At 63.4% G+C, this 17717-nt stretch carries 16 protein-coding genes; 7 read left to right on the forward strand and 9 right to left on the reverse strand.

The features are described from left to right. Positions 1-78: 78 nt before the first annotated feature. Entirely contained in the window at positions 79-513 is a 435-nt protein-coding gene (locus tag B9Y82_RS17260; protein ID WP_100474294.1) for a PepSY domain-containing protein, read from the reverse strand. A 150-nt stretch (positions 514-663) separates the two neighbouring features. On the opposite strand from B9Y82_RS17260, the gene B9Y82_RS17265 reads away from it, so the two are divergent. The 3 genes from B9Y82_RS17265 to B9Y82_RS17275 are packed head-to-tail and all read left to right on the forward strand — an operon-like array spanning position 664 to position 2929. Beyond that, positions 664-954 carry a PepSY domain-containing protein gene (locus tag B9Y82_RS17265; RefSeq protein ID WP_100474297.1) on the forward strand — a complete coding sequence of 97 codons (291 nt, stop codon included), beginning with the start codon at positions 664-666 and terminating at the stop codon, positions 952-954. Then, the gene (locus B9Y82_RS17270; RefSeq protein ID WP_100474300.1) at positions 954-1613 is read left to right on the forward strand and encodes a response regulator transcription factor; all 660 of its coding nucleotides are present in this window, start codon (positions 954-956) and stop codon (positions 1611-1613) included. The genes B9Y82_RS17265 and B9Y82_RS17270 overlap by 1 nt, the downstream gene beginning before the upstream one ends. Next, positions 1610-2929 (forward strand): sensor histidine kinase, encoded by a 1320-nt coding sequence (locus B9Y82_RS17275; RefSeq protein WP_100474303.1) that lies wholly within the window; start codon positions 1610-1612, stop codon positions 2927-2929. The genes B9Y82_RS17270 and B9Y82_RS17275 overlap by 4 nt, the downstream gene beginning before the upstream one ends. An 88-nt stretch (positions 2930-3017) precedes the next feature. Here B9Y82_RS17275 and B9Y82_RS17280 read toward each other — a convergent pair whose 3' ends face one another. Then, positions 3018-3338 (reverse strand): DUF6122 family protein, encoded by a 321-nt coding sequence (locus B9Y82_RS17280; RefSeq protein ID WP_049417052.1) that lies wholly within the window; start codon positions 3336-3338, stop codon positions 3018-3020. Positions 3339-3381: 43 nt separating this feature from the next. Then, a complete protein-coding gene (gene speA, locus B9Y82_RS17285; RefSeq protein WP_100442105.1) occupies positions 3382-5271 on the reverse strand; it encodes an arginine decarboxylase in 1890 nt (629 codons plus the stop codon). 191 nt (positions 5272-5462) lie between these two features. Here speA and speE point away from each other — a divergent pair, with 191 nt between their 5' ends. After that, a complete protein-coding gene (gene speE / locus B9Y82_RS17290) occupies positions 5463-6314 on the forward strand; it encodes a polyamine aminopropyltransferase (RefSeq protein ID WP_032127130.1) in 852 nt (283 codons plus the stop codon). 119 nt (positions 6315-6433) lie between these two features. Here speE and B9Y82_RS17295 read toward each other — a convergent pair whose 3' ends face one another. After that, entirely contained in the window at positions 6434-7339 is a 906-nt protein-coding gene (locus tag B9Y82_RS17295) for an aspartyl/asparaginyl beta-hydroxylase domain-containing protein (RefSeq protein ID WP_024957655.1), read from the reverse strand. 434 nt (positions 7340-7773) lie between these two features. On the opposite strand from B9Y82_RS17295, the gene B9Y82_RS17300 reads away from it, so the two are divergent. Then, positions 7774-8433, forward strand: a complete 660-nt coding sequence (locus tag B9Y82_RS17300; RefSeq protein WP_100474306.1) for an RIO1 family regulatory kinase/ATPase — start codon at positions 7774-7776, stop codon at positions 8431-8433. A 103-nt stretch (positions 8434-8536) separates the two neighbouring features. Here B9Y82_RS17300 and B9Y82_RS17305 read toward each other — a convergent pair whose 3' ends face one another. Continuing rightward, complete coding sequence (locus B9Y82_RS17305) at positions 8537-8875, reverse strand: P-II family nitrogen regulator (RefSeq protein ID WP_005411374.1); 339 nt, start codon at positions 8873-8875, stop codon at positions 8537-8539. Positions 8876-9030: 155 nt separating this feature from the next. Between B9Y82_RS17305 and ubiK the strand changes: the two genes are divergently transcribed. Beyond that, positions 9031-9282: a ubiquinone biosynthesis accessory factor UbiK gene (ubiK, locus tag B9Y82_RS17310; RefSeq protein ID WP_005411375.1), complete on the forward strand. Its 252-nt coding sequence runs from the start codon at positions 9031-9033 to the stop codon at positions 9280-9282. A 124-nt stretch (positions 9283-9406) separates the two neighbouring features. Further along, positions 9407-9841 carry an NAD(+)--rifampin ADP-ribosyltransferase gene (gene arr, locus B9Y82_RS17315; RefSeq protein ID WP_100474309.1) on the forward strand — a complete coding sequence of 145 codons (435 nt, stop codon included), beginning with the start codon at positions 9407-9409 and terminating at the stop codon, positions 9839-9841. A gap of 38 nt (positions 9842-9879) precedes the next feature. On the opposite strand, the gene B9Y82_RS17320 is transcribed toward arr, so the two are convergent. The 4 genes from B9Y82_RS17320 to B9Y82_RS17335 form a co-directional block, all read right to left on the reverse strand. After that, positions 9880-10344 carry a hypothetical protein gene (locus tag B9Y82_RS17320; RefSeq protein WP_157804655.1) on the reverse strand — a complete coding sequence of 155 codons (465 nt, stop codon included), beginning with the start codon at positions 10342-10344 and terminating at the stop codon, positions 9880-9882. Further along, on the reverse strand, positions 10341-14168 hold the full coding sequence (locus B9Y82_RS17325; protein WP_100474312.1) for an RHS repeat domain-containing protein: 3828 nt from the start codon (positions 14166-14168) through the stop codon (positions 10341-10343). Before B9Y82_RS17325 ends, B9Y82_RS17320 begins: the two co-directional genes overlap by 4 nt. Further along, positions 14168-16387, reverse strand: coding sequence for an RHS repeat domain-containing protein (locus tag B9Y82_RS17330; protein WP_157804657.1), 2220 nt, complete (start codon positions 16385-16387; stop codon positions 14168-14170). The genes B9Y82_RS17325 and B9Y82_RS17330 overlap by 1 nt, the downstream gene beginning before the upstream one ends. A 409-nt stretch (positions 16388-16796) precedes the next feature. Next, entirely contained in the window at positions 16797-17270 is a 474-nt protein-coding gene (locus B9Y82_RS17335; protein WP_100474318.1) for a hypothetical protein, read from the reverse strand. Positions 17271-17717: the final 447 nt, after the last annotated feature.

Below are 17717 nucleotides of genomic sequence, written 5' to 3' on the forward strand. Positions count from 1 at the left end.
ACTACCGTTGCATGTGCCCGTGGGTGTCGAGCGCTGCGCTCTGTGCCGGCCAGCGGCCGGCACCTACCCGCGCGCGAATCAATCCAGCCAGCCATCGCGCTCGCTGTGCAGGATGCGGCCGTCATAACCGCTCAGGCGCACCTCCACCTTCTGGTTGCGGGCATTGCGGGCTTCCAGCGACCAGGTCGCACCATCGCGTTCCAGCGAATGGATCTCGCGCAGGCCATGCGCCTGTGCCCGTGCCAGCACCTGCTCGGTGGTCAACAGTGCGCGCTTGCTGTGCTCATCGAAGATCTCGCCGGTCTTCGGGTCCACGTAGACCTCACTGAAGCGGCCGTCGGCGCGGCTCACATCGGCTTCCCACAGGCCGTCATCGTGTTCGATCTCGTGGATCTGGGTGTAACCGGCCTTGCGCAGGGCCTGTTCGACCTGGGCCATGCCAAGCGGTGCGGCCTGTACGGCCGGCGCGATGGCCAGCAGGGCAACGGTGGCGAGGGTGAGCGACTTCAACATGGGGTTCTCCTGTTCGTGTTCGTGGCCGGACCATCCCGGCAACGCCACAATGCGCCCCGTGGTTAACAGCGCCTTAGCCGACACTGTTAGCCCGCTGTTAGTCACCAGCGGCACACTCACGCCTGTTCCTACAGCCCTCCCCGCGCCCCGATGCTCTCCACCCTGCCCCTGCTGCTGGCCCTGGCCAGCGCCCCGACCGCCGCCGCGCCCATACAGGATCCGGCGCAGCAGGTCGCGCGCCGCGCCGTGCAACAGGGCCACTACGTGCCATTGGAAAGCGTGGTGCGCGATGCCCTCAAGCGCTTCCCCGGCCAGCTGCTGGAAGTGGAGCTGGACGACGGCGTCTACGAAGTGGAGATCCTGCGCGGCGACGGCGTGGTGGTGGAGCTGGACTATGATGCGCGCAGCGGAAAGCTGCTGAAGACGGAGCTCGACGACTGATGCGCATCCTGTTGGCCGAAGACGATGCCGCGCTGGCACAGCGCCTGCTGCCCCTGCTGGAACAGGCGGGTTACGTAGTGCACGTGGTTGCCGACGGTCGCGACGCCGAGGAGATCGGCCAGATCGAGGACCTGCAGGCGGCTATCGTCGATCTGGGCCTGCCCGGGCTGGACGGATTGAGCGTGATCGAGCGCTGGCGCGGCAATGGCCGCAGCTTTCCGGTGCTGGTGCTGACCGCACGCGGGCGCTGGCACGACAAGCTGGCCGGCTTCGATGCCGGTGCCGACGATTACCTCACCAAACCCTTCCAGGCCGACGAACTGGTGCTGCGCCTGCGCGCGTTGATCCGCCGCAGCCTCGGCCACGCCAGCCCGCGCCTGCACTGCGGCCCGCTGCAACTGGACGTCAACGCCGGCCGGTTCGAACTGGATGGGCAGGCGCTGTCGCTGAGTCCGCAGGAGTTCCGCCTGCTCAGTTACTTCATCCACCACAGTGGGCAGGTGATCGGCCGGGATCGGCTGGGCGAACAGGTGTTCGACGGCGGCCATGACCCGGATTCCAACGCACTGGACGTGCTGCTCGGACGCGTGCGCCGCAAGCTCGGCACCGATCTGATCCAGACCGTGCGCGGCCAGGGCTGGCGGCTGGCCGCACCATGAAACGGCAGCCATCGCTGCGGCGGCGCCTGCTGCTGGCCGGCGGCGTCGGCCTGCTGCTGGTCTCGCTGCTGGCCAGCGCGCTGCTGGGCGAGCTGTTCAAGCGCAGCGCGCGTGACCGCCTCGACCACGAACTCCAGCAGGACATGCTGACCGTGCTGGCGCAGGCCGAAGTGGACGCGGACGGGCAGCTGCGCCTGCGCCAGGAACCCAATGACGCACGCTTCCAGCGCGTGTTCTCCGGTGCGTACTGGCAGATCGCCGGTGCCGATGGGCACGTGCTGCTGCAGTCACGCTCGCTGTGGGATGAAACCCTGCCGGCCACGGCCGCCGGTCCGGCCACGCGCAATCTGGCCGGGCCGCTGCAGCAATCCCTGCGCGCGCGCGTGCAGCAGGTGCGCCTGCCGCGCGCCAGCGAACCGTTCGTGGCCGTGGTCGCCACCGATCGCAGCGCGCTGGATGCGGATGTTGCCGCGTTCCGCAAGCGCACCGCCATCGCCCTGGGCGTACTGGTTGCGGCGTGGCTGGCGGTGCTGGCCAGCCAGGTGCACTTCGGCCTGCGCCCGCTGCACCGCCTCGGTGCACAGCTGGAACGGGTACGGCGCGGCGATGCGCAGCGCATCGACACGCAGGAACTGGGCGCGGAAATCGCACCACTGGGGGAAGAACTCAACGCGCTGCTGGAGCACCAGCAACGCATGGTCGCGCGCGCGCGTACCAGCGCGCAGGATCTGGCGCATGCGCTGAAGACCCCGCTGAGCGTATTGGCCACCGAAGCGGACGGCGACGGCACGCACTGGCGTGCCACCGTGCGCGAGCAGAGTGCGCGCATGCAGGCCAGCGTCGACCGTTACCTGGCCGCAGGGCTGGCCGCCGACCATCGCCAGCGCACCAACGTGGCGGCAGTCGCGCAGGCAATGTGCCGGCTGATGGCACGCGTGCATGGTGAACGTGGCATTGCGTTCGCGGCGGCAGATATCGATCCGGCGTTGCAGTTCGCCGGCGCCAGTGCGGACCTGGAAGAGATGCTCGGCAACCTGCTGGACAACGCCGGGCGCTGGGCGAAACAGCAGGTCACTGTCGAAGCGGAAACCAGCGAAGCGCAGTTGCGCATCGAAGTGCGCGACGACGGCCCCGGGCTGGCTGCAGACGCGCTGGAACGGGTCACCCAGCGTGGCGTGCGGCTAGATGAGCGCGAGGGCAGCAGCGGCCTGGGCCTGGCGATCGTCGGGGATATCGCCGCCAGTTATGGCGGACGCGTGGCGCTGGAGAATGCGCAGCCGGGCCTGCGTGCGACGTTGTGGTTGCCGGTGGCGTGACGCACCGCTGCGCTCGCCGGGCATGGCCCGGCGCTACCGGTTCACGCGCCCCCGGTAGGCGTCGACCTTGGTCGACACGCACCCAGCATCAACGGTGATGCATCCACCAGCAGTCAATCGCGTCCAGCACGATATGGATGATCAGACCGATGCCTACCAGCCGCGTCTTCTTCGGCACGCACAGCCCGGCATAGACCGCGATGGCCGGTGCGGTGTGCAGCGGATGGAACCCAATGCTGCAGCGGTTCGGTGCATAGATCGGATCGGCCAGCAGGTGGTCCAGGTCGATGATCCAGCCCAGCAGCATCAGCAGCCACGCCGAGGCGAAGCGCTTGCGCCAGAACAGCCATGCCAGCAGGGCTGGCACGGCGGCATGCAGGAACAGGTGGAAGATCGCGCGCGCGCTCATCGGGGCCGGTAGCGCCGGGCCATGCCCGGCGTTCCCGTTGACCTCACACCAGCGGTTCGTCGGACAGGTAGGTGTAGCCGGTCAGGCCGGCTTCCAGCGCTTCGGACAGTTCCTGCGCACGTTCCGGCGACAGCTGTGCCTCGGCCACGCGCTGCGCATAGGTGGCACGCAGCTCGTCCAGGCGGTAACCCACGTAATCCAGCATCACGTCGGTGGTGTCGCCGCGGCGCTGCTGGGTGATGGCATAGCCATCGGCATCGGCCAGCACTTCCACCGCGTCGGTATCGCCGAACAGGTTGTGGATGTCGCCCAGGATTTCCTGGTAGGCGCCGACCATGAAGAAGCCGATGCGGTAGCTCTCGCCCGGCTTCATCTGGTGCAGCGGCAGCGAGCTGTCCAGGCTCTCGTTCTCGACATAGGTTTCCACCATGCCGTCCGAATCGCAGGTCATGTCGGCGATGATGCCGCGGCGGTCCGGGGTTTCGTCCAGGCGCTCGATCGGCACGATCGGGAACACCTGATCGATCGCCCACACGTCCGGGATCGATTCGAACACGCTGAAGTTGACGAAGTACTTGTCGACCAGGCGCTCGTTCAGTTCATCCAGCACCGGGCGATGGCTCTTCTCGTCATAGCTCAGGCGCGCGCGAACGCCATGGGCGATGGCGTAGAACAGATCGTCGATGCGTGCACGCTGCGGCAGGTCGATCTGGCCCAGCGCATAGCTGGCCAGGCCTTCGGCGTGGAAGTGCTGTGCTTCCTGGAACAGCTCCACCGCCGGGCGCACGTCCAGCTCGTCGTGGATCTCGCGCAGGTGGCGGATCGCCGCCGGCTCGTCGTCGTGCTGGTCCGGCACGCGGCCTTCCTGCGCTTCTTCCACTTCCGAGACATTGGCAATCAGCACCGCGTGGTGCGCGGTCATCGCGCGGCCGCACTCGGTAACGATGCGCGGCGGGGTCAGGCCGAACTCTTCGCAGGCATTGGCCAGCGGCTGCACGATGTTGCTGGCATAGGAATGCAGGCCGTAGTTGATCGAGCAGAAGCTGCGCGAACGGGTGCCTTCATAGTCCACACCGAGGCCACCGCCCACATCGACGTGGGTGATCTTCGCGCCCAGGCGCGACAGCTCCACGAAGTAGCGGGTGGCTTCGCGCATGCCATTGGCGATGTCGCGCACGTTGGAGATCTGCGAGCCCATGTGGAAGTGCAGCAGGTTCAGGCAGTCGGCGTACTCGGTGTCACGCAGCGACTTCCACAGGTCCAGCAGCTGGCGCGGCGACAGGCCGAACTTGGCCTTGTCGCCACCGCTGTTCTGCCACTTGCCGGCGCCCAGCGAGGCCAGGCGCATGCGCACGCCCAGGCCCGGCTTCACGTCCAGCGCCTTGGACTCTTCCAGCACCAGCTTCAGCTCGGACGGCTTCTCGATGACGATGAAGGTCTGCAGCCCCAGCTTACGGCCGATCAGGGCCAGGCGGATGTACTCGCGGTCCTTGTAGCCGTTGCAGACGATCAGGCCACCCGGCCGCGACAGTGCCAGCACGGCCATCAGCTCGGGCTTGCTGCCTGCTTCCAGGCCGAAGCCCTCGCCGTGATGGCTGGCCAGGGTGCCGGCCACGCCACGGGTCTGGTTGACCTTGATCGGGTACACGGCGGTGTAGCCGCCGCTGTACTCCCAGTCCTGCTGGGCCTGGCCGAAGGCTGCCTGCAGCTTGCCCAGGCGCTGGCCGAGGATGTCCGGGAAGCGCACCAGCAGCGGCAGCTTGGCGCCGGCCGCACGGGCCGCGTCCACCACCTTGGGCAGCGACACCACCGGGCCGTCCGCCCCGGTCGGTCTCACCACCATGTGCCCGGCCTGATCCACGTCGAAGTAACCGTCCGCCCAATGCGGGATCGAGTAGGTCTTGCGGGCTTGGTCGAGGGACCAATCGGTCATTTCAGTCGGCCTTGTTGGCAATAAAAGGGGGGGCATGATAACGCCTATATGCCCACAGGTTCGTTATCATGCGCGCCCGCGCCCGTGACAGGTTTCAACCTGAACGGGCCGATCCGTCCGGATGTGGCATCTGTGCCACGCGGCCCCGCCCGCCAGCCCGGCTCCACCCCTCCGAACAGGACTGTTTTCCAATGACTGACAGCAACAACTGGTACATCGAACACTTCGAGCGCACCGGCTCGGCCATCGGCTACCGCATCACCGGCAAGCTGGACGAGGTGCAGTCGCCGTTCCAGAAGATCGAGATCTTCCAGACCACCGACTGGGGCAACCTGATGACCATCGACGGGGCCATCATGCTGACCAGCAAGGACAACTTCTTCTACCACGAGATGATCAGCCACCCGGTGCTGTTCACCCACGCCGCGCCCAAGCGCGTGGTGATCATCGGCGGCGGCGACTGCGGCACCCTGCGCGAAGTGCTCAAGCACACCGGCGTGGAGAGCGTGACCCAGTGCGATATCGACGAGCAGGTCACCGTGATGGCGCGCAAGCACTTCCCGGAACTGTGCGACTCCAACGACGACGCCCGCGCCGAGCTGCTGTTCGACGACGGCGTGGCCTACATGGCCAACTGCCCGGCCGGCAGCGTGGACGTGGTGATCGTCGATTCGACCGACCCGGTCGGCCCAGGTGAAGGCCTGTTCAACAAGGCCTTCTACGAGAGCTGCTTCAAGGCCCTGAAGGACGACGGCATCCTGGTGCAGCAGTCCGAGTCGCCGCTGATGCAGCTGGACCTGATCAACGAAATGCGCACCGAGATGGGCAAGGCCGGCTTCGGCTCGTTCAAGACCCTGCCGTTCCCGCAGCCGTGCTACCCCACCGGCTGGTGGAGCGTGACCATGGCACGCAAGGGCGACAGCAGCTTCGACTTCCGCCAGGCCGACTCGGCCGCCAAGACCTTCAACACCCTGTACTACACCGCCGCGCTGCACACCGGCGTGCTGGTGACCCCGCCGTTCGTGCAGGCGGCGCTGAAGTAAGGCGTGCCGACCAACGGTCGGCCCCCACCCATGCAAAAGAAAAACCCGCGCTGGCGACAGCGCGGGTTTTTTTCATGTTCCGGTAGTGCCGGCCGCTGGCCGGCAACCGCATGTAACGATCACAGCGCCCAGATACCCGCAATCACCGCCACCACCAGGCCCCACTTGATCAGCTGGTAGGCCACCACGCTGCGCTCGCGCAGTGCCTTGGCCTTCAGGCGCACCTTGTAGACGCTGCCAAAGGCCTTGTTGACGCCGCCGGTCGGGTCACCCGGCAGGTTCGGCGAGGCACCACCGGCCAGCAGCGTGGCTGCCACCGCGCGGTTGAACAGGCCCGGCAGGCCGAAGCGCAGCGGGCGGGCGATGTCGCAGAACAGGATCACGCGGTCATCCGGCGTCTCGTTGTGCGCATGGTGGATGTAGGTCTCGTCGAACATCATCCACTCGCCGTCGCGCCAGCTCTTCTTGATGCCGTCCACTTCGATGTAGCAGCCGTCGTTGTTGGGCGTGGCCAGGCCCAGGTGCAGGCGCAGCGAACCGGCGAACGGGTCGCGGTGCGGGCGCAGTTCGCTGCCCGACGGCAGCTGCGCGAACATCGCCGCGCGCACGTCCGGCAGCGACTCCAGCAACGCCGTGGTCTTCGGGCACATCGCCTTCGCCGACGGGTGCGACGGGCCGTACCACTTCAGGTAGAAGCGCTTCCAGCCACGGCGGAAGAACGAATTGAAGCCCGCATCGTTGAACGTGCTGGACGCAGCGATCTTCTGCGCATCGCGCAGCGCCAGCGCCTCGTCGCGGATCATCTGCCAGTTCTGGCGCAGCGGCTCCAGCTGCGGGAACTCCTTGGCCGGGTCCAGGAACGGCGTGGTCGGCACCTTCGAGAACATGTACATGACCACGTTGATCGGGGCCATGAAACTGGAGTGGTCCAGCAGCTGGCGCGACCAGCGCGCGCGCACCTTGCCACGGAAGTGGATGTACAGCACGCAGGCCACGAACAGCGCTGCAATGACGATTTTGATGATCAAAGCACTTTCCTCCAGCCGCGGCCGGAACGGGAAACGGGGCGACGCACGGCCAGGCGGCCAGCACCGGTTGGGAACGCGGCAGGGACGGGGACGTGCCGGAGGGGGCGGCCGCCGATGTCGCGGGTTAACAGCTTATGGTCGGCAGGGCGTGCGCCGGGGTCAAGCCGGGCGTGCGTCGCGTTCAGCGCGGCGCAGATGAATGGACAGGAACCCCGCCCAACCCATTGATCCAGCAAGGCGGTCCCTGTAAGTGAGACGGAATTGTCCGATTCTGCGTGACGAACTGTTCCAGCCACGACCCCGACATTTCTCCGACAAATCGTGGAATAGCGAACTGGCGAGTACTAAAATTAACGAAAACTTAGTAACTCCCTGCAACACCGGTTCGCTTGACGCTTTGCGCCACCCACCGGGTCGTCCGAGACCCCGACATGCATCTTCCTGCCCTGCCCCCCTCCTGCTGCGGCGATGACGCCGCCTCCCCGCTGCTGCTCAAGCGCGGCGAGCGTTTCCTGGCCCCCGACGTCTACCGCACCTGCCTGGACGGGCGCGAGGCGGTCATCAAGGACTATTCCCGCTATCGCGGCACTCCCGTTTCGCTGATCGCGCGGCTGATGGTGCGCCGTGAAGCACGCATTCTGCAGCGCCTGGGCGGCTGGAAGCATGCTCCCGCGCTGCTCGGCACCCTGGGTGGCCTGGCACTGGGCATGGAGTTCATTCCCGGCCAGACGCTCAGCACCGCGCAGGTGGTCGGCACTGAAGTGTTCGAGCAGCTGCAGCACGCGCTCAGCCGTCTGCATGCCGCTGGCATCACCCACAACGACCTGCATGGCACCAACGTGGTGGTCAGTGGCGGCGTGCCGGTACTGCTGGACTTCACCTCCGCCTGGCGCGCCCCGCGCTGGCTACGCCGCAACCCGTTGAGCCGGCAGTTGCGCCGCAGCGACATGAAGAACCTGCTGAAGATCCGCCAGCGCGTGACCGGCCAGGCGCCGAGTGCCGCGCAGGCCGCACTGGTGGCCGACCCGGGTTGGGTCGCCGCCGTGCGCCAGGGCTGGAAGCGGTTCTATAAGTGGGCGAAGCGTCGGTAATCACCGCCCCGCTTCACCCGCTTCACCGGTAGGGGTCGAGCTTGCTCGACCGCTCTTCGTTCCGGCGACGCAAAACCTCGCCGGTCACGTCCCTCTCGGCGGCTTACAACGCGTCCGCGTCCAACTCACCGGTACGAATACGCACCACACTGCCCAGGTCGTACACGAACACCTTGCCGTCGCCAATCTTGCCGGTGCCAGCGGCCTTCACGATCGCCTCAACCACCGCCTCCACCTGGTCATCGGTCACCGCCACTTCCAGCTTCACCTTCGGCAGGAAATCGACCACATACTCGGCGCCACGGTACAGCTCGGTGTGACCTTTCTGGCGACCAAAGCCCTTCACTTCCGTCACCGTGATCCCAGTGACCCCACGCTCGGCCAGCGCTTCGCGCACGTCGTCGAGCTTGAACGGCTTGATCACCGCCATGACCATCTTCATCGTCTATCTCCTGTCTTCCGGCGTGGAGGATAGCGCCTGAACGCGGCCCGTGCGAAGCCGCTGCGACCTGTCCGGGCGATGGGTGCCAGCAGTATCCTTGTGCCCGAATGGCCTGCCCGCGCCGGATGCACGGGCCCACCCCCACGGAGCACCCCATGATCGACCTGAACCAAATCGATGACCTCGCCCGTCGCCTCAGCGACCTGGTGCCGCCGGGCCTGCGCGAATCGCGCGAGGAACTGCAGGCCACCTTCAAGAGCGCGCTGCAGGCCGGCCTGGCCAAGCTCGACCTGGTCACCCGCGAGGAGTTCGAAGTGCAGCGCGCCGTGCTGCTGAAAACCCGCGAGAAGCTGGATGCGCTGGAAACCGCCGTGCGCGAACTTGAAGGGCGCGGCGCCGCAGAATAAAAAAGGAGGCGCACCGCGCCTCCCACTACAGAGTAATTCCCGGATGGGGCCTTGCAGCAAGGCCCACCGGGCGCCCTAGACTCGCCGGCCTGTCGATCCGGCAGGACACGCAGGGGCAGTGCCGATGGCGCAGGACACCGAATGGACACCCGTTTCGCATGACACCTGCCACCAGGTTGCCGGGCCGTTCTATCACGGCACCCGCGCTGACCTCGCGGTGGGCGAACTGCTGAGCGCGGGCTTTCACTCCAACTATCGCGACAGTGTGGTGATGAACCACATCTACTTCACCACGATTGCCAAGGGCGCCGGGCTGGCTGCGGAGATGGCCAAGGGTGAGGGGCGGCCGCGCGTGTATGTGGTGGAGCCGACCGGGCCGTTTGAGGACGATCCGAACGTGACCAACAAGAAGTTTCCCGGGAACCCGACGCGGTCGTATCGGAGTGCGCAGCCGTTGCGGATTGTGGGGGAGATTGTGGAGTGGGAGCTGTATGACGCGGAATTCGTTCGGCAGTTGAGGGCGTTTGTTGCTTCGGGGAGTGGGGAGATCATCAACTGATACTGATAAGGAGGAAGATCAGCGCTTCCCCGCGGCCGTTACTTGCAGGGCGTGCTACCCGGTAGCTCGCCCTTCAGCCGTCGCATCGTGGAGTCGAGCGCTCCAAGGAACGACGCGTCGTCGTCCGTCACAAGCCCGCGCGCGCGCACCAGCATCACCTCAGCCCGGCGGCAATTCTCGCTTCCCCCCAAGGAAATGAGATGGGAAGCGAGGCGCTGCATCGCCGCAGGATCTCCTCTCGAAACCCCCTCCTCCATCCATTGCCTGTAGAGGGCTGCATCGCCCATCTCGCGGTAGTGATTTTCCACCAACGCCTGAGCGTGCCCATCGCCAGAGCGGGCCTTGGCTTCCATCTGTGCTGCGGATTCGGGGCCGTAGCTTTCGCTTCTGCTCCCTGCGATCACATCGCCTGCGGCTTTCTCGGAAGAGGTTCCGCCGGAATTTCCACATGCCGAAAGAAGCAACATCAGCCAAGTTGACAACGAAGCCTTGAGGCTTGTCATTTTGGTTTTCCGATGGTCTGAGTAAGAGGAAGCCTACTTCCAGTCTGTGATCCAGCAAACGTTATGGTCGTCGAGCCGTTTGCATTGAATCGAATCGTCTTGATGGCTGGGCCTGAACTTCCCGTACCGCCTGGAGTCAATCGATTCCAGACACCTGGCGCGCCCTTGCCGTCTTGCTGCATGTTAACACGCAGGGTAACAGGGCCCCCTGAGTAGTTTGTGGGATACATGACAAAACCACTCGGCGCATAGACGGTGGAATCGTTCAGATCGGCCCATAGCTGGCCAATTGACTTGTTCAATCCTATTGGGGCCACGCCTAAATGACACGCAGCCATAAATACGGTTTGCCCACGTTTCAAGCCGAAGTCACTTCGAGCACGATCAAGGGACTCCGACGACTTAAAGTCCGTGTAGCGCATCGAGTTGCGCTGGTCCTGTACCAGATCTGGATTTGCATGAGCGGTGAGCGTAAACATTGAGCGGGAATCTACCGCGTCTGCAGCCCTTCTCAACCCCGCCGGATCGTGGTCGCCGAACAGATTCATGCTGGAACGGCCATCAGGATCAACATATCGGTAAGGATTGTTGTCGGCGTACCAGTAACGATTGAAGGATCCCGCTGGAGTTCTATGGACGGCGATTGGATCCACTGACAGGAACCGGCCCACCTGCGGATCATAGTAGCGCTGCTGCATGTAGGACAGACCATTAGTGCTGTCGCTCACATGGCCAGCATAGCCGACGCCATCAGAAAGAGGGCGGTCCAGCAATTCCCCATAAGGATCGTAAACGCTTCTCTGGACTACGGCTGCGGCCGTGTCTGTGACCGCAACGGGCGATCCCAGCGCATCGAGATGCTGGTACTTGGGCCGGGTCACGCCATCACTTCCAGTCTCCAATGTCGCGACCAGCAGCTCTCCCAGGTAGAGGTACTCTCTGGATATCCCATCACGCTCGCTCTGCTGGCGACGGAGCCTTCCTTCCCTGTCGTACATCGAGTGAATGGAACCGCTCCCCTGCAACCATGCCAGCACGCGCCGACCCAGCGCATCGTAGCGATACGTCTCAGGGCCCGGCGCCTGTCTCATTCGATTGCCTATGTCGAAGACAAAGCTCTGCCCGTTCCGCATCGACAGGTTGCCTTGCACATCGTAGGACAGCCCCATCGTTGTCGCACCCGCACTGGATCTGACGTTGGTCAAGCGATTGTGCTGGTCATAGTAGTAAGAATGATCCTTGCGACCTGCAAGCTTTGCGCTCTGCATATTGTCCAGGACGTCATACGTGAAACGAACAACACCACCACCCCCAAAGGCGGCGGAGGTGGCCTGGGTGAGACGATCCAAACCGTCATACATCATCGTGCGGCTGCGGCTGCCTTGTCCGATTTCGGCAATCGTGACAACGTTTCCATTCAGATCGTAGTCGTAGTTCAGAGTACTGACATTCGGAAGCGCACTGAGGCGTGCCGGGAGCCCCCGGACGTTCAGGTCCTGCTCGAACCTGATGCCATTACCATACGTGAAGCGGCTTGCAACACCTGCCGGGTGATGGGACGCGCCAAGCACGTAGTCTCCAACCCGGGTTGCCCGGCCAAGAGCATCAGGCGCCAAGGCCACATACAGGCCACTGGGATACTGGATCCCGCTACGCGAGCCGTTGGCATCGTAGGAATAGCCAAGTCCCCATGTGTACCATCCCTCCTGTGAACTTGACTCTCCAATCAGCAGTCTGCGCTTGTTGTAGCTGTAGGCATTGATAGTGTGATTGGCTCCTCCATCATTCGCCGTAGAGATGCGCGCAGGCAACCCATCTGCGGCATAGGTCCAGATCTGATTGCCATTGCCATCCGGGAAGGAGAGCGTAGACACTCGATTGCGAGCGTCATAAGTCAGATCGACGCGACGAGGCGAGCCATGGGCGGCAGCTATATCGCAGTTGCCCGGATCCGGAAGGTCCAAGCCGCTCGCTGTCCAGATGGTATTGTCGCCGCCGTCATATCCCATCACTGTGCTGCCAGACTCCGGTTCGATCGACTTGCACAGGCTTCCGCCCTCGCCGTAAACCAGAGTTCTGCGCAACTGGATGCTGCCAGTAGCATCCCTGCGCACGATGGCAGTCGGGCGCCCATATCTGTCGCGGGGGATATCAGTGAACTGCCCCTCGGGCGCACTGATTGCGATCACATCCGACTGGATAGGGGAACCGAAAGCCTGATACTGGAATCTCGTAGTAGCTCCCCGAGGATCGGTCGTCGCTCTCCGATTTCCGGGCTCGTAGGCCACAACGGTCGTTGCGAGTCCCGCGTCAGTATCCTTTGAAATCGATGTCACCCGTCCCAGGGCATCGTATTCGGTCCAGACACCCTTCAATGGTGGCAGCACCACGCGAGTGTTTGTGCTGGCGGTAGCGTCTCCGAAGCGTCCCACGCCCTCCTGATTCATCCTCCACTGGAGAGGGTACTGGCCTGCCGTGGATGGTGCGGTTATGGAGAACAGGAACTCGACGATTCCGTTCGGTGGAACATCATGCGGCAGGGGGATTCGCGCTGCGCCCCAGACGGTATTGTCCGAAGGGCTTTCCGTTGCAAGGCTGTAGCCTGCACCACTACTCCAGGTCGTCTCGCCAGTGTTTCGAAAGCGAAGACGCATCTGGACAGTGCTCCCTGCCTGCACTTCAATTGGGATGCCTCCTCCTTCCTCCGTACGCGCATTGTTTACCGGCGCCGTCACACTGATCACTACATTCGACGTCGCAGGGCCAAACCATCCTTTGCCATCCGCCCACATCTGCCGCTGGAAGTTGTAGTTTCCTGGCGTCGCTGGCGCCTGCAGCGGGACAGCGATATCCACAACTTCCCCTGGCGCTACGGCCCGTGGAAGCGCGGTACGCGCCCCTCCCCATTGGGTGGAATCGGTCGGGTTCTGCGCCCCCAGCCAATGGGTACCCGGTTGCCACACCGTGTCGCCGGTGTTCTTCATCCTGACGACCGCCGTCTGGGTGCTACCCGTTTTCATTGCAGGCGCAACGCTCTGACTCTGAAACTCGGCGCTGTTCACCGGCTGCCACACAAAGAAGCCAATCTGGCCTGTGCTCAGACCAAACCAGCTTCCGGTTCGCTGCATCTGGAAAGTCACGCCATACCAGCCTCCGTTGGCAGCCCCTGTGCTGGGTGTGAGCGTGACGTTGAAAGTGGTGCTCTCACCTGGAGGTATGACCGCGGGAACGGCTGAGCTCGCTGCGCTCCAGTAGACCAGTCCGTTGTCCGGCATGCTCAGCGCATAGCCTCCCCCCGGTGACCAGGTGGTTTCACCGGTGTTCCTCATGGTCACAGTTGCGACGAACGGTTGTCCCGCGACCACCCGATTTGTATTGAGCGATACAGCAACCTTCTCAGCGGAATCTACCGGTGCCGGCGGTGGATTGACCGTGATGACCACCGGGCCGCTCTGCAACGACCGGACAATTTCCTCACCGTTGAGATTGCGGATGCCCTGGGCGGTCAGCATGTACTGGTACGTACCAGGTGGGAGTCCGTGAACGGTGTAGGTTCCGTTGGCGAAATTGCTGAGCAGAACTCCGTTCTGTGTCAGGCGTACGTTGTCGATGTACTCCGATTTTGGCCCGCCGTTGGTGCTGCCATACCCGACCGTCATGCTGACGGTCGCGGGCGCGGTATACACCGTCTGCGCGGGGCCGGTCAGCTTCACCCATGCCTGGGCATACGCAGCGGAGCTGGCCGCCAGAACCAGAACCATTACTGCCATGGCACGAATCCAGCCCAGTCGCTCAGTGAGCGCCGAATTCATCAGGATGCTCATCACGGCTCCCCAAGACGATAGCGGCCAGGATTGGACTGGAAGGTGGTTCTTCCAGCGTGGTCGTACGCGTTTATCACCTGCCTCAGCGTGGAACTTCGATTTGTCGCGTCGTACTCCTCCCTCAGCACTGGACGCAGGAGTGCATCCCGATAGGTGATCCGACGCGCATTCCCTGTTGCCTCGACTTCTCGCCAATGGCCAGCGGCCAAGCCTCGCTCAGTACCGGCAGTACGTTGGTGATTGATGACGGTATCGTTCCAGCCAACTGTGTCATCCGACGGATAGCGGATCAGGCTCACGCGTCCCATCGCATCGTAGGCAAATACCGTCGTTGCTGCTGTTTCGTCGGTCTTGCTCAGCAACCAGCCATTGTCGTCTACCGTGGCAGAGATGCTGGTGCCATCCGCATAGACAACGCGGCGGGGAGTACCCCGCTTGTAGTCCTGCATCTGCGTGATGTTGCCGTTGCCATCCTTCGCCTGCACCACGTTGCCCAATGCGTCGTACGCAAGCGTCTGTTTCAGCTTGCCAAACAGCCAGGTCGTTTGTGGAAGCGACTGGGCATTGTACTCAGTCCGGCTTTGCTCGATCCCGCTGTCGATATCGACGACACGCGCCTTCTGTCCCAATGTCCAGGAAGAGAGATCATCATGGAACGTAGTCCGGTCCTTGGATACACCGACATCGCTGCCACTATAGGTTTCCACCGGCCTTGCAAATGTGTCGAAGCGATCTACCCGTTCGGTGTAGGACGTTCCCTCGCGAAGGGTTACTGCCAGCTTCTGCGGCTGGATGAGGCCCTCCGCGGGCATCATGATGCTCAGCGACTGCCCCACCAGAGGAATGAACTGCCCTGCGGCGTCTTCCTTGGCCAGGTATTGGTAGGTCACACCCTCCAGCGTGGCTCCTGCAGCGCTGGCGGTGCGCGTTTCCAGAATCTTTCCTTCATCGATGCGCGGCCGTACCCCGAAGCGATAGCTCACGACGCTGCTGTCCGGCTGGGTAATCGTCGTCCATCGACCGCCGGCGGAGAATCCGTCCTGGATGGAGTAGGACGTCGTCATCGTAGGCAGGCCGGCACCGCTGATTGTGCGCTGCTGCAGGCTCCAGACTCCTGTATAGGGAATCTGTTCCGGCGACGAGCAGGGGCTTATGTCGGTCGCCCGGTAAAAGTAGCGATAGGCAAGCGAGTAGGCTGCGGTGGCACCTGATGGGTGACCTACGGTGTAACTGTAGGGTCCGTACACGGTTCCCATTCGCGGATCACATTCCGACCCTTCTTGTGTAGGACCAAACGTGGGCGGCCTGAGGGTGCCTGTAACCGTGTAGGTCCAGCGGGTGCCATCAGGCTGCACCACCGCCGCCAAGCCACCGTCGATGCGCGATCCAAGGGCACCTGGCTCGCGGTACTGATAGGTCCACGTGCGACCATTTGCCGAAGCACTGGAGATTCGTTCGCCGTTGTAGGCAATGCTTATCGATCGCCCATCACTGCTGCTGATCGAGGTGAGCTTGTCGCCTGAGTAGCCATAGTTGACCCAGTTGCCGAAGCGATCTTCAACCCGAGTCGCCAGAAAGAACACATGGCTGCGCGAAAGAACGCGGGTCGGCGCCAGCGGATTGTCCCTATAGCTGAACAACGGCATTTCCCGGGTGACCACCCAGTTCAGGTAATACTTGGTCCCATCCGGCGCCAATGCAAGAAAGGCCTCGCCAGGGACTCCATTCTGCGTCTGTGGCAGACAACGGATCCGTACATTACCCGTCGTAACCCATGCATACGTCAGCCCATCAGCAGGCATTGGCACGCCGGCAGAAGCCACCAGCATCTGCGATGTCCCATCGCCGGGGAGATTCAATCCATATCCATTCCAGAATGCGGCTTCCGGAAAGCTGCCCATGCCGTCGCCGATGTAGGGCTTTTTCTGCTGGGAACACCTTTGAAAGCGCGAGGCGTCGTTGTCGGGTCCAACCACCCACCCACGGGCGCTGAACACGCCCTCAAGATGCGGGATATCGATGTCCCAATCGTAGAAGCCGGCAAGATCGCCAGGTTTGCTGTCCTGATAGAGATAGCGCTCGCTTATCGAGCGCTTCCGGACCAGTTCCACTGGAGGCCCGGCATTTCCTGGGATCGCGATATCGGTTACCGAAAAGCTGAGCTGACCATTGAACAGTGAGATGTTCTCGCCGAAGGTCTTCTCGTCAAGGCGCCCCATCTGTTGTGCCTTGCCAACCTTGTTCGCGTACTCCGATTCCGGTTGCACAAGCTGCTGGGCAGCAACAGACGAAGCAACAACGCACAGCAATACTGGCGCGAACCGCAACCACCTGGATCCCATAGCGTTCCCCTGGCGAAAATGAACAATCCGTTCATGCAGCGCCGCCGATTCTGCACTGAGATTTCGATACGCACAGGTCAGTAAACCCCGCAATGAGCTGTAGGGCTTTTCCTAGGGCCAAGGCCCGAACGCACTGATCACCCCGAGGGGCCTCCGCACCTCGCGCGTTATGCGGCGATGACGACGCGCACAACAAGGTGGTCCCGGCGCACTTGGACGTAGATCAACTGACGGCGGAGAGTCTTCATTCCCTGCATCGCCCCAGATCCCCCCTCCGTGCAGATGATCAGGCCCCATCCGGAAGCCGGACCTGCACGGCACACGCTGCCGCGACCGGCGCGAGCGCGGTCCCCTTCATCCTTGCAGGCGCTGCAAGAGCACGTCGTTCGTATGCGTCGGCGACGCCCGGGGCCGGCTCGATGAAGGGCGATGTGCAGACCTCTTCGACATTGAATCCATGCGTGGTCAGTGCCAGCACCCGCTCGGGTGCGTTGGGCAGTGCACGGGCGACCGCGTAGTTGATGGAGGGCGAGGCGCCCGCATCGGAGAACGGCTTGAGAGCAACTGCGACTTTGAGCCACGAGGGATCGCCTGACTCGATGCCAGAGACGACCTGATCAAACTGCCGCTCGTGCTCCCATAGGTCCCAGAGAACCTTGCGTCCCCCATCGCTGGCGATGCGCTTGAGCAGAGCTTGTGCCGAGGCTCCATCCGCGGCCACTGCCGTCGGGCTGGCAAGCGCAAGCGCGAGCAGGAGCATTGAGATGCTTCTCATGAAACCTCCCTGATGGAATGACCCTACGCCTCTCTGCACGGCACCGCATCGCGGACCTGCCCGGTTGATACAGCGCGATACCAGGACGGCCAGGTTCGGCCAACAAGCCAACCCGCAACCAGACCAGTCATGTCGCATATGCCACGCCCAGAATTCTCCTTCCGGAAAAACGGGTGACGCGGCGGTATAGGCTCCGGAAGCCTTTCGCCCCAAGGCCTGTGGAAGCACGGCCCCTATGCGACAATGCCAAAAGCGTCTCGGGTTTTGGCGGCATTGACCCCTACCCGTTGGCATTCCGAACAACAGCAGGTAATCGTTACTGCGCCACCGTGCATCGGTGGTCGGGACTCGAAAGCCCGTTTTGTTGGGAAGTAGTTTGCGCTTGCCAGCCGGCACCACCGCGCGTGGTGCCGGCTGGCAATCCGTCTGCCG

The organism is Stenotrophomonas maltophilia (genome assembly GCF_002799155.1).
GTDB classification, from domain to species: Bacteria; Pseudomonadota; Gammaproteobacteria; order Xanthomonadales; family Xanthomonadaceae; genus Stenotrophomonas; species Stenotrophomonas maltophilia_R.

What these genes read in the sequence shown, in the direction of transcription:
- arr (WP_100474309.1), top strand. Translation starts at nt 9,407, where the DNA reads ATGGCGCAGGACACCGAATGGACACCCGTTTCGCATGACACCTGCCAC.
- B9Y82_RS17300 (WP_100474306.1), top strand. Translation starts at nt 7,774, where the DNA reads ATGCATCTTCCTGCCCTGCCCCCCTCCTGCTGCGGCGATGACGCCGCC.
- B9Y82_RS17325 (WP_100474312.1), bottom strand. Translation starts at nt 14,168, where the DNA reads ATGAGCATCCTGATGAATTCGGCGCTCACTGAGCGACTGGGCTGGATT.
- B9Y82_RS17275 (WP_100474303.1), top strand. Translation starts at nt 1,610, where the DNA reads ATGAAACGGCAGCCATCGCTGCGGCGGCGCCTGCTGCTGGCCGGCGGC.
- B9Y82_RS17335 (WP_100474318.1), bottom strand. Translation starts at nt 17,270, where the DNA reads ATGCTCCTGCTCGCGCTTGCGCTTGCCAGCCCGACGGCAGTGGCCGCG.
- speE (WP_032127130.1), top strand. Translation starts at nt 5,463, where the DNA reads ATGACTGACAGCAACAACTGGTACATCGAACACTTCGAGCGCACCGGC.
- B9Y82_RS17305 (WP_005411374.1), bottom strand. Translation starts at nt 8,875, where the DNA reads ATGAAGATGGTCATGGCGGTGATCAAGCCGTTCAAGCTCGACGACGTG.
- B9Y82_RS17330 (WP_157804657.1), bottom strand. Translation starts at nt 16,387, where the DNA reads ATGGGGCGCCTTGACGAGAAGACCTTCGGCGAGAACATCTCACTGTTC.
- ubiK (WP_005411375.1), top strand. Translation starts at nt 9,031, where the DNA reads ATGATCGACCTGAACCAAATCGATGACCTCGCCCGTCGCCTCAGCGAC.
- B9Y82_RS17265 (WP_100474297.1), top strand. Translation starts at nt 664, where the DNA reads ATGCTCTCCACCCTGCCCCTGCTGCTGGCCCTGGCCAGCGCCCCGACC.
- B9Y82_RS17280 (WP_049417052.1), bottom strand. Translation starts at nt 3,338, where the DNA reads ATGAGCGCGCGCGCGATCTTCCACCTGTTCCTGCATGCCGCCGTGCCA.
- B9Y82_RS17270 (WP_100474300.1), top strand. Translation starts at nt 954, where the DNA reads ATGCGCATCCTGTTGGCCGAAGACGATGCCGCGCTGGCACAGCGCCTG.
- B9Y82_RS17320 (WP_157804655.1), bottom strand. Translation starts at nt 10,344, where the DNA reads ATGACAAGCCTCAAGGCTTCGTTGTCAACTTGGCTGATGTTGCTTCTT.
- speA (WP_100442105.1), bottom strand. Translation starts at nt 5,271, where the DNA reads ATGACCGATTGGTCCCTCGACCAAGCCCGCAAGACCTACTCGATCCCG.
- B9Y82_RS17260 (WP_100474294.1), bottom strand. Translation starts at nt 513, where the DNA reads ATGTTGAAGTCGCTCACCCTCGCCACCGTTGCCCTGCTGGCCATCGCG.